Consider the following 11,794-nt stretch of genomic DNA (forward strand, 5'->3'; position numbering starts at 1 on the left):
ATAAGCTCTGCGTTTTTTGAAGTGTTATTTTTGGGCGCTCGCACTATAAATTTATCATACCCTAATTCAGCAACGCCTTATTTTGATTACCGGGAACATGGCTGCCGGAAAATCAAGTGTGGCCCAATCACTTGCCAAACGGTTGCCCAAAAGTGTCCACCTTCGCGGCGATATCTTTCGTCGCATGATTGTGAATGGACAGGCGGAAATGGCGTTAAATTTGTCAGCAGAGGCATATCAGCAGCTTCAACTGCGATATCACCTGGCAGCAATGGCAGCGCGACACTATCTCCAGGCTGGTTTTACGGTCGTTTATCAAGACATCATCATTGGTTCAGCACTGGCTGAGGTACTGGCCACTTTCCACGATGTGCCGTTGTCCGCGATCGTTCTGTGTCCGAAGGCAGAAGTTGTAGCTGCACGGGATGCAGCAAGATCGAAGACCGGATATGCCAACGAAACAATGGTTTATGCCTTCGATCGCATTCTCCGTACCGAAACTCCTCGCCTTGGCTACTGGCTGGATTCAACCAATCTAACGGTAGAAGAAACGGTCGATCGGATTTTGGCAAATTTGCAAGGTGAATGAGATCAACTGATGTTTCAATATATTGTTAAACGTTTGCTGGGACTATTGCCAGTCCTTTTCGGAATCACTCTGCTAGTATTTATATTTTTGCATTTGATACCGGGAGACCCAGCTACAGTGCTTTTGGGAGAACGGGGAACTCCCGAACAGGTGGAAATTTTGAGAGCAAGGTTGGGTCTGAATCAGCCTTTGCCTTTGCAATATTTTGCTTTTTTATGGAGTTTGATCCGCTTTGATTTGGGAAATAGCATTATTAGCGGTATTCCGATAATTGATGAAATTAGAATTCGCTGGCCTGCTACTTTTGAACTGTCTGTGGTGGCGATGTTGGTGGCACTTGTTATCGGAATTCCGGCGGGGATTTTGGCTGCTGTTCGGAAAAATAGCTGGCTGGACAATCTCGCGATGAGTGGTTCGTTAATTGGCGTATCTTTGCCAGTGTATTGGTTGGGATTGATATTGATTTATTTGTTTGCTGTTTATCTGAAATGGCTGCCTCCTAGCGGGCGGATGAGTGTAGATTTGGGGTTTGGTTTTAAGTCGATTACGGGTGTTTATATTTTGGATTCTTTGCTGAGGTGGAATTTAGCGGCTTTGCGGGATGCGATCGCCCATATAATCCTGCCAGCTTTGACTTTAGGAACTATTCCTCTGGCTATTATAGCCCGCATCACTCGTTCTGCGATGCTGGAAGTGCTTTCTCAAGATTACATCCGCACTGCGAGGGCTAAGGGATTGCCGGAATATTGGGTGATTTTGAAACACGCTTTGAAAAATGCGTTTTTGCCGATCGTCACAACTATCGGTTTGCAGTTCGGCACTCTTTTAAGCGGCGCTATTCTGACTGAAACGATTTTCTCGTGGCCGGGAATTGGTTCTTGGATTTATACGGGTATTCTGACGCGGGATTACCCAATTGTCCAAGGAGGAGTAATTTTTGTGGCTGTAACTTTTGTACTGATTAATCTGGCGGTTGATATTTCCTATGCTTTTTTCGATCCGAGAATTCAGTACCGTTAATGAAAAGGAAATCAGACACGAAATACTTGTTTAACATCCGGCCGCAGCAGGTAGTAAATGCTAGCCACTGCAAAACCCAGAGTTAAAAAATTGACTGCTGTACCGCCGCTGCCCAACATTTTGGCAATTTGCGCGAGAGTGGCGATGATATGGACAATTAACGTTCCCGTCCAAGCCCAATTTTTGAGTTGAAACAAGCCCCAAGTTAAGAGTAAGGAGAGGAGGCCTAAGATGAAACTAATCGCAGCAAAAATTCCAATAACGCCGCCGATTACAGCGCCAACTTTTGCCCCGCCAAAAGCCGCACCGAGACCGCCAAAAATGCCTGCGAAAAGTAAGATAAACAAGCCGTCAAGCAGACTGAAAATGCCGCTAATTAGCTGCAATATTGCCAAAATTGTAACGCTTTGAGGACGATTCATTGTTTTGATTTTCCATTTTTAACGAATTTGAAACATATTTTAACCCACATTGCGCAGCTCGCGATATTCCGCGAGGAATTGTTCAACTAAAAGTGCATAGTAGCTCAAGAGAGAAGGTAATATTTCCGGCAAGCAGCACCCAAGAACTGGACAATCCACAATCGCTCAGATGTCAAATTGGTAATCTGCTTAACACCATCAACCGTCAACAAATGAATCGACATGAAACATTTAAACACCCACCGAGCAAGTGGGTTTGGCCGTAGGCTTACCGACTTGATTGTCAATCGTCTGTTTAGCACGCTCGAGAGCATGACGAAGTGACCGTTGACCCAAACTATAAACCAGCAAACACAAACCCATTAACATTGACCACAAAGCCACTCGTTCAGGAGTCTTGAGAAAGACAACAAATGGGAAGTCGTAAGCATCGCGAACAAAACCCAGACTGCGTACCACGGGTTCCATGATTAGTGTAGCCAGCACCGCTACCTTAATGATCGGCTTCTCATGATCTGGGATAATCGCCTCAGCGATCGCGTCTTCAATTAAGATGTTGACGCAGTTGGAAGTCTAACAACATAATGCCGACACCGTTATTCCACCCACTTGTCCCTGGCGCATCGCTTCCCGGCGACTGGTATCACGGCAGCATTCCCACCAACATTGAAGTGGGAGAGAACTCAGTGATAGATTCTTCCTTCTGCTTCAAGCACTACTACGCTGCTGGCTCTGTTGGTCTGCGTGTTGGGAGCAATGTCACGATTTGGCGTGCTTCCTTGGCTGTTGACGCCGAGGCTGTCATCGAGATTGGTGATTATTGCTACATTGCCGACGCCTCTCTAGTTTGCTCCGCCCGCATCACTCTGGGTGCCCATGTCTGGGTCGCGGGTGGCGTTACTATTGTGGATTCCGATTTTCACCCTATTACCCCCGCTGCTCGGCTGGTCGATACGATCGCTCTTTCTCCAATTGGCAATCGCCAACGCCGCCCTCCTATTGAAGTTCTTCCCGTAGTTATCGAGGACGATGTGTGGATCGGCTACAATGCAACCATCCTCAAAGGGGTATGGGTGGGAGCTGGTGCCGCGATCGCGCCTGGTGCTCTGGTTAACCGCGATGTAGCTCCCGGCACCTACGTTGCAGGCAATCCTGCCCGCCCAGTAGAGCCAGAAGCAACATGAATGACGCACGGACTTATCTAGAACATGACTGGTACGCAGGCGGCATCCCTGCCAATGTGGTGGTCGAGAAGGATGCCTACATTGAGACTTCTTACGGATTTGATCGCCTCTTCTCTGAGCGCCAACCAGGGTTAATCCTGGGCAATGCGAGTGGTGCATACCACCGCACAGTCTTTGCCCTGGGTCCAAAAGGTCGGATTGTCGTCGGAGCCTATACCTGTCTCAATGACACTAATCTGTTTTGTAACGACAGCATTACCATTGGGGCGCACTGCCTTCTCGCTTGGGGTGTTGTCCTGACCGATACTTGGATGGAATCGGATCTGCCTATTACTGTTCGCCGTGCGGTTCTTCAGGCTGCTGCTAGCGATCCCTACCGTCGTCTGCCTCCTATCAGTACACCTCGACCCATCACCCTAGAGGATAATGTCTGGGTCGGTTTTGAGGCTGTCATCTTGCCGGGAGTCACTTTGGGTCGTGGTTGCGTCGTCGGTTGCAAAACTGTCGTTGCTGAGGATGTCCCCCCCTACGCTGTAGTGGTTGGGAATCCAGCCCGGATCATCCGCTTCCTAGAACCGGATGATACCGATGCTGTCCGCGATCGCGCACTGCGGGAGTATGGTCGTGATTGACAGTTGTGCGCGACTCATCGTTGTCTGTTAGATCCTGCGTGGATGTTAGGCTGTTTAGTTTAGCTGCAATATGTGATGGGTCTAACCAGCCTTGGACATGATGTGTAGTTCATTACAGGAGATTGTGACATCATTAGGTTTTGCTGAAGCCTCATGTAGAAGTTAACTAATCATTGGCACTGATATACCACCGTGTGGGGGCAACATCTTCCTTAGGAATGGTTGGGTCTAGGATGTGGACAATTAGGGGAAAGTCGTAAGCATCGCGAACAAAACCCAGACGGCGTACCACTGGTTCCATGATTGGCGTAGCCAACACGGCTACCTTAATAATCGGCTTCTCCCGATCTGGGATAACAGCCTCACAGTGAGCCACATTTGTAACCGCAATCAGTGTATTGCGCAGCGAGTCCTCAGCATCGGCGGTTAGCAAATCGCAAATCAGCCATTGACGATCGCCCCTCTGCTGGGAGGCAACCAAGCCTACCATCTCCCCTTCCCGCTCGACAGCCGTTAATGTGTAGTCCCCTGTGCCAATCTTCCACCGCAAAGTCTGTGAGTTGCGGACAACCTGGCAACCATGCAAGCACGATGCCTTGTGCCAAAGCTTGTCCACCAGTTGATCCCACATTTCTAATGGCTTCATTGTATAACCATCATCCAGCGGCAAAGGCGCAGCCAGAGGCATCGGCAAGCTCCACAGCGGGAAGGAGCCGCCTGTCAGGAAAGGGAACATACGGAAGAAGCGCAGCCAACGCGGATCGGGAACCATATAGATCAAGCTGCCGCCGCGTGCTTGCAGCCCCCTAACTCCGTGCCAGTACATCTCTATGATCGGGTGAGCACCGCTGAGAAAACCACGTGCAGCCTTGGTTATGATCGGGGCAAAGGGTCGAAAAGCCAGTACATCCCGCCCGTTTACGCATACTAGGCAAGGAATAAAAATAAACTGTCCGAGAATCTGTCCGGTATCGGCGTTGGTAGCAAGGGCAATAGACGCTTCACCGTATGGAGTGTCTATGAACTGCTGACGCCACTTTTCCACAGTGATCTTTCCCCAATTTGTTTCTTGCTCCCAAAACCGCACCAGGGTGAGCAAATCCTCCTCCTGATAAAGGCGATAAGTCAGATGTCCAACCATTCCATCTCTCTCCATCAATCTCAAATGATTAATCCTTACAACCTCATTTATTGAAAGCATAAGTAATCAGTGCTAACAACTTATGGGGTCGTTTTTCCTACCTGTGTCCTAAATTGGGCACGGTATAGGGAAGCAAACGCCCCTGATTGGCGCATCAGCTCGGCAAATGTGCCTTGCTCGACGATTTCTCCAGCACCCAGCACTACAATCAGATCGGCCTGGCGCACGGTGGAGAGACGGTGGGCAATGATCAACGTAGTTTTTCGAGCCATCAGTCTCTCTAACCCTTCCATTAGGAGCGCTTCAGTCTCGGTGTCCATTGAAGAAGTAGGCTCATCTAAAATTAAAATGGGGGCATTTCGCAAAATCGCACGGGCGATGGTGAGGCGCTGTTTCTGCCCTTCTGAGAGAGTAGCTCCCTGTTCCCCCAATACAGTGTCGTATCCCTGGGGAAGCAGCGCGATAAAATCATGGATGCAAGCCAATTTAGCCGCTGAGATAATCTCTTCCAGAGGGGCTTCAGGGCGACCATAAGCGATGTTCTCTCCCATCGTTATAGGAAAGACAAAAGCAGGTTGAAGCACCATCCCTATTTGGCTACGCAACGATTTAAGTTGAAACTCCCGAATATCAACACCATCAATAGTTATCTGACCAAATTGGGGGTCATAAAAGCGGGGTAAAAGGCTGACAAAAGTCGATTTACCCGCTCCCGTAGAGCCAACTATTGCTACTTTCTTCCCTGCGGGGATATTCAAGCTAATATGCTTTAAGACTGGCTGGCTAGGGAGATACTGAAAAGAAACTCCTGTCCAGTTAATATCGCCCTTAGCTCCATCTGGGGGGAAAACCCTTAGTCCTTCCTTGACCTCGTTCTCCATCTCTAGGAGCTCAAATACCCTACCTACCCCCACTTTCGCCCCCTGAAGCAGTCCCCAGGTTTCGCTAATTTTATTGAGCGATAGAAACAGAAAAGCCAGATAGGAGATAAAAACAATTAACTCACCTACTGTAAGGGTACCTTCCAGAACGTGGCTACCTCCTATCCACATCACTAGCGCTCCCCACAAGCCAATCACCACACTGCTTACCCCACCGTAAAAGGTCTGGAGGACGTAGAACCGTAAATTAGCAGCTAGGCTTCCCTGGCTAGCCTGCATAAAGTGCCTATACTCGTCTTCCTCCTTAGTAAACGCCTGGATGACACGCATTGCAGACATGGCTCTCTGTACAAGGGAGTAGACCGCACTCTCCTGTTGCCGCGCATGGGTAGCAGCAGAGGTAATCCGAACATTGAGGGGCGAGAGCAAAATTAATAAAGCTGGACAAACACTTAAAGCCAACAGGGTGAGCATTGCATCAAGCCGTAGCAGGATAATGAACATTCCAGCCCCCAGTAGCAGTGCTGAAAGTATGGGCAGAAATCCGCTGGTGCTGAGTGTTTGGATAGCATAGGTGTCGGCAGTAATGCGGTATAGGAGATCCCCCGTTGGCCAGCGACCATGAAACGCAAGGGAGAGACGCTGTAGGTGGCTATAAAGATCTCCTCGCAGATCGTTAACTACCTTCTGACCAACCTTAACGGTGGTGTAACTGTTGAGGAGAGTGCAGCACGCTGAAAGCAGATAAGTCAACACTATTCCCCCGCAGGCACACAGGAGAAGAGTTTGGGGTGACATTGATGCTAAGACTTTCCACGGAAACGGATTCTTACTTAGAACGTTGTCGATAATCACTTTGAACGGCCAGGGTTTGATTAGTTCACAGCCACTGATCAGAAAAACCTGCGCCAAAGCCCAGAGAAATTGCCAGCGATAGGGCAAAAGGTAGGAAAGAATCTTGCGTCTAGTTACAACCATAATCGTTTAGGGTGCAACCCTATCATTCATAGAGGGCGCTGGCACTAACTGTAATTTCTTAGCTACAATCTCTAGTACGTGGTACATAGTGCGCCCTAAGCAGAAATTTTGATACATCATGAGAGTTCCGCTAACTATACCCCCTACTCCCGTAGTGAGCGCTACTTTTGTTAGACCTAGAAGCAGGGAGATGATGGTCACCAAAAACCAAACCCACAGAATCGTAGTACCCATTCGCGACAGCTTCAGTGCCGATTCCACTCTCAGGAGTCTCTTATTACTCCCGTGGTTCTCGCTACAAACCTTAATCATCGCTCTGGGAAAAAATCCTTGATGAATCTTTAGATCCCAGTTGCTCCAACCTTGATCGACGGTAATAAAATACTTGCGGGGTAGGAGGAAGTCCATGATTTCCTGAATCAGGCTCTCCTTTTCCAGCCCGATTTCGGTCCAATAGGATAGGAAAAACGATCGCTTTGGCCAAGAAATATCAGGTTTTTGCACTAGCTCGTCAAACTTGATCGGATCCACCTGGGTAAGTCCCTTCCTCCGCCAAAAGTAGCGCTCCCAACTGCGTACAAGAGGACCTAAGTAAATCAGCAATGCCACTAGCAAACGACCTTGCAGTCCCTGAAAACGACTATCCATCGGGGCCCGTAGCGAACCGGATATACAGTAGCTCCATGATAAAAAGAGCGGTGCTATACCTAACCACGGGTTGCCACCCGACAAGACTAAATAAATAAACAACAAGGCAGCTCCGACATTCCATTCCAGCGTCAGAGGGAGATAAGAGAGGAAGGAGGCGGGAGGCTCATACAGGGTTTGAAACAACCCGCGACCAAAACCCCCAGAGTAAATAACAGGCTGACCGGAGAGGAAACTAGAGGAAAGGTCGCCGTAGATCCTGCCTAGCCACTGGGATTGTCCCAGCAGGTTAAAGCGGTAGGGATGTTTGAAATATACGAGAGCTTCTGCTTTACCATAGCCGCGCTGCTGCTTAAGGTAGTCTTTAACTGTGTTACGCCGAAAGTGCCACACTACTGCTGCTGGGCTAAAGCCAATGGTATAACCCTTGTCTTGCAAGCGCCAGCAGATATCAACATCGTCACCCGCTGCATGAAACATGGGGTCAAAGCCTCCTATTTCCTCTAATACCTCACGGCGAAAAGCCATGTTACAACCTGGGATGTGTTCAGCGACTTCATCACTCAAAAGGACGTGAGTTGGCCCACCTGGAGACACGGCAACACAGGAGGGGACAAGAGAGTTCTCTGGGGGAGGGAAGTTGGGTCCACCCACTGCCGAAAGTCCTGAAGACAGAAACTTGGCAACCATATAAGTAAGCCAGTCTGGATCAGCTACGCAGTCCGAGTCGGTATAGGCAATAATTTCACCTGTTGCCTCTGCTAGACCCACATTGCGTGCCACGCTTAGCCCTTTATTATCCTGGCTGATTAGTTTGATATAGTCATAAGATTTGGCGATTTTGAGAGTGTTATCATTCGATCCATCATTGATTACTATAACTTCGTAGTTCGGATAGTTGAGTTCTTTGAGAGAAGCTAGGCAACTGTCGAGAGTGCGATCGGCATTGTACGCGCATACCACCACCGAGACGCGAGGATACTCCGGTAATGCTGGTGGCAGAGGTGCTGCGTAATACTGTTGCACTGTCTGGAACGCAGTTTTCTTACTCCGTTGGGCATCCACTAGACCAAAAGCCCAGTCCTCGATAGCAGACCCCCCCGTAAACCACTCGTCAGTCCAAGAAAACACGATCGTCCCCGCTGCTCCCATATCCAAACTGGTTGACAATTTTTGAGCGAGAATTTCGGCTTGGGATTGGGTACCCTCACGGATTGAGTCAACACCAAACTCGCTTAACACCAAAGGTTTATCTTCTGCCAGGTTATGCAGTCGTGAGACGTAGCTGCGGAAATCCTTTTCTCTATGTAAGTAAACGTTAAAAGATAAGAAATCAGTAAAGTCAATATTGAGATACTCAGTAGAGGGATAATTGGCATAGCTCACAAGCGCCTTTGGATCGGCGTCTTTTACCACCCCCATTAACTCCTTAAGAAAAGTACGGATTTGCTTGGGACCGTGCCACCGCACAATATCCGAAGGAATTTCGTTACCAATCAAATAGCCAAAGACACCCGGATACTCTCGACAGGCTTTCACCCCATTGGCAATTGCCTGACGAATCTCTGCTCTAGTAGAAGAGGAGTCAAGGAAGGCTATATGCTGAGCCCAAGGTATACCAATAAGTATTCTGAGACCGTATGTTGCCGCTAGATTCAAAAGCCAATCGGTTGGAATGGTATAGGTGCGTATACAGTTTGCCCCTAACTCTGCCATCAGCGCAAAGTCTTTCTCTACCATAGGTTTTTCTGGAAAAGGCGCACCGTGACTACCGAGCGAGAAAGTACCGTAGGTCACTCCCTTGAGGAAAAATTTTTCTTCTCCAATAAAGAAAAACTTTCCCTTTACTGTAACATTGCCAGGGTTGGGCAATGGTGTAGGACGACAGTCTAAATTTGGGAAAGAGATAGTTTCCACGAAATTCTTTGGTTTGATGTTTAGAGCAACTGTTCTTAATTGTTGTCATCAATGATAAAGTACAATATCTAGGGCTTGCTGAATAATTGATCACATTTTACGCGGAAAAAACTTAACATTATTTAATAACTTGCAAAGATTAGCTATAATTGTTTACAGGTGCTGGTTGGGGAACTTTTTTAAAATCACCCGATCGGATGAGTCTGAAAGACGATGCCAAGCATCAGCAAAAATTTTACCTTTAAAGGTAATCCTGAGATTAAATTAGGTGAGTCGGTATGATCGTTAGCCCTAAAAAGGAAACTGCTCAGGTCAAGGTGGAAGATACTCAGACTGTAGACACCAAGGCCGCAGAGACTAAAATTGCAGATAACAAAACCGCCCAAAAGCAGTCTCCGAAGAAACCCGCGCGCAAACCGCAGCGGTGGGCGATTGGGTTGGTTGCAGCCGGGTTGCTAGCTGTACCGACCACTATATATGTAGCAAAAAGTCGATCGCAGCCGAAAGTAGATGCGATCGCCACTATGACAGTGCCGGTGGAAGCGCAAAACCTCACGGTGCGGATTACGTCTAGCGGCACGGTGCAGCCAGTACAGCGCGTGAATCTCAGCCCCAAAGGCTCCGGCCGGATCGCAGAATTATTTGTCGAACAGGGCGATAAAGTGGAAGCAGGACAAATCGTTGCTCGCATGGAAAGCCGCGATGTAGAAGCTCAACTCGCTCAAGCTAAAGCCCGCGAAGCCAGCGTGCGAGCTAAACTGGCCAAAATCGAAGCAGGAAATAGATCGGAAGACATCGCCAGCGCCCGAGCGCGCTTAGAGCAAGCTGAGGCTAGTCTCGCGCAACTCCAAGCCGGCAGCCGCGTGGAAGAAGTTGCAGGAGCCAGAGCCCGCTTGCAGCAAACTCAAGCAGGCTTGCAGCGACTGCGAGCCGGCAGCCGCGTTGAAGAAGTCAGCCAAGCGCGAGCTCGTTTAGCCCAAGCTCAAGCTCGTTTAGCAGATGCTCAAACCGGCAGTGTCAAACAAGAAATTGCCCAAGCACAAACGCAAATTGAATCGAGTAAAGCCCAAGCCGAACTAACAGCTCAACGGGTGGAACGCAATCGACCGTTAGTGGAAGAAGGTGCTCTGGCTAAAGATAAACTGGATGAATTAATTAAAGAAAATCGTACAGCCCAAGCTAAATTAATAGAATCTCAAAGACGCCTGCAACAACTGCAAGAAAGTCGGGAGTCGCAAATTCAGCAATTGCAAGCTGCTGTCCAAGTCGAGCAGCAAGCATTGAATCAGTTACAAAACGGCACGCGATCGGAAGAAATTGCCCAAGCCGAAGCAGAAGTTGCCGAAGCTAAAAGCAAACTAGCGCAAGTAGAAAACGGCAACCGTCCAGAAGAAATCGCCAAAGCCGAAGCAGCAGTTGCTGAAGCAAAAAGCCAATTGGCCGCGCAAGAAAACGGTTCTCGCCCGGAAGAAATAGCTCAAGCTCAAGCTGAATTAGCCGAAGCTCAGGCTCAAGTCCGCTTTCAAGAAGTGCAGTTAGAAGATACGAAAGTTCGCGCTCCTTTTGCTGGAATTATTACCCAAAGATACGCTATTCAAGGAGCTTTTGTAACTCCGGCAACTTCGGCATCGGAAGCAACTTCGGCAACTTCGACATCGATTGTCGCTCTCGCAAGAGATGTGGAAGTTTTGGCGAAAGTCCCGGAGGCTGATATCAGTCAAATTAAACCGGGCCAAGAAGTTGAAATTGTGGCTGATGCTTATCCAGATAAAGTGTTTAAAGGCCGCGTTAAATTAATTGCGCCGGAAGCTGTTAAGGAACGGGATGTGACGCTATTTCAAGTGCGAGTTGCCATTGATACGGGCAAAGACTCGCTGCAATCGGGGATGAATGTAGATTTGAGATTTGTCGGTCAAAAGCTGAGCAATGCTTTAGTTGTGCCGACGGTGGCAATTGTGACTAATAAAGGTCAAACGGGTGTGCTAGTTCCTGATGAGAAACAACAGCCGAAGTTTAAGGCTGTTACGGTTGGCTCGACTATTGGCAACAAGATTCAGATTTTAGAGGGTGCAAAAGCGGGCGATCGCGTTTTTACCGAACTTCCTCAAGGTAAAAAGCTGGAGGATATTATCAAGAATCAGAAATAGGGCATAGGGCATAGGGCATGGGGCATAGGGCATGGGGTATTATCTCGATCGCTCTAGGGTGTTTTCCAACCCTAACTCCCCTTAAGAAGAGGGGGGGAAAGAGCAGTCAAAGTCCCTCTTAACAAGGGGGGGACAAGACTATTCAAAGTCCCCCTTATTAAGCTATGCCTTACTCACATCTTTCTTAACAAAGGCGCTCCGGCTTCAGCCGGAACGACCTCCGGGCGCTCGCTGC

At 48.6% G+C, this 11,794-nt stretch carries 9 protein-coding genes and 1 pseudogene; 5 read left to right on the forward strand and 5 right to left on the reverse strand.

What is annotated here, in order from left to right; all coding sequences use genetic code 11:
- The first annotated feature begins 82 nt into the window (after positions 1-82).
- Entirely contained in the window at positions 83-589 is a 507-nt protein-coding gene (locus tag QUB30_RS31865) for an AAA family ATPase (RefSeq protein WP_333342069.1), read from the forward strand.
- Between the two features lie 9 nt (positions 590-598).
- On the forward strand, positions 599-1,609 hold the full coding sequence (locus tag QUB30_RS31870) for an ABC transporter permease (RefSeq protein WP_333342071.1): 1,011 nt from the start codon (positions 599-601) through the stop codon (positions 1,607-1,609).
- A gap of 11 nt (positions 1,610-1,620) precedes the next feature.
- Here the strand turns inward: QUB30_RS31870 and QUB30_RS31875 are convergent, their stop codons facing one another.
- Positions 1,621-2,031 (reverse strand): hypothetical protein, encoded by a 411-nt coding sequence (locus QUB30_RS31875; RefSeq protein WP_333342073.1) that lies wholly within the window; start codon positions 2,029-2,031, stop codon positions 1,621-1,623.
- Positions 2,032-2,135: 104 nt separating this feature from the next.
- Positions 2,136-2,445 (reverse strand): annotated as a pseudogene (locus QUB30_RS31880) (IS1634 family transposase); the annotation flags it as partial.
- 272 nt (positions 2,446-2,717) lie between these two features.
- On the opposite strand from QUB30_RS31880, the gene QUB30_RS31885 reads away from it, so the two are divergent.
- Complete coding sequence (locus QUB30_RS31885) at positions 2,718-3,215, forward strand: hypothetical protein (protein ID WP_333342074.1); 498 nt, start codon at positions 2,718-2,720, stop codon at positions 3,213-3,215.
- Complete coding sequence (locus QUB30_RS31890) at positions 3,212-3,847, forward strand: acyltransferase (protein WP_333342076.1); 636 nt, start codon at positions 3,212-3,214, stop codon at positions 3,845-3,847. Before QUB30_RS31885 ends, QUB30_RS31890 begins: the two co-directional genes overlap by 4 nt.
- Before the next feature lie 166 nt (positions 3,848-4,013).
- Here the strand turns inward: QUB30_RS31890 and QUB30_RS31895 are convergent, their stop codons facing one another.
- The 3 genes from QUB30_RS31895 to QUB30_RS31905 form a co-directional block, all read right to left on the reverse strand.
- Positions 4,014-4,988, reverse strand: a complete 975-nt coding sequence (locus tag QUB30_RS31895; protein ID WP_333342078.1) for a hypothetical protein — start codon at positions 4,986-4,988, stop codon at positions 4,014-4,016.
- An 80-nt stretch (positions 4,989-5,068) separates the two neighbouring features.
- Positions 5,069-6,847, reverse strand: a complete 1,779-nt coding sequence (locus QUB30_RS31900) for an ABC transporter ATP-binding protein (protein WP_333342080.1) — start codon at positions 6,845-6,847, stop codon at positions 5,069-5,071.
- A gap of 6 nt (positions 6,848-6,853) precedes the next feature.
- Positions 6,854-9,412, reverse strand: coding sequence for a glycosyltransferase (locus QUB30_RS31905; RefSeq protein WP_333342082.1), 2,559 nt, complete (start codon positions 9,410-9,412; stop codon positions 6,854-6,856).
- A 278-nt stretch (positions 9,413-9,690) separates the two neighbouring features.
- On the opposite strand from QUB30_RS31905, the gene QUB30_RS31910 reads away from it, so the two are divergent.
- Positions 9,691-11,559: an efflux RND transporter periplasmic adaptor subunit gene (locus tag QUB30_RS31910; protein WP_333342084.1), complete on the forward strand. Its 1,869-nt coding sequence runs from the start codon at positions 9,691-9,693 to the stop codon at positions 11,557-11,559.
- Positions 11,560-11,794 lie beyond the last annotated feature (235 nt).

This window comes from Microcoleus sp. BROC3, assembly GCF_036702515.1.
Classification (GTDB): domain Bacteria; phylum Cyanobacteriota; class Cyanobacteriia; order Cyanobacteriales; family Microcoleaceae; genus Microcoleus.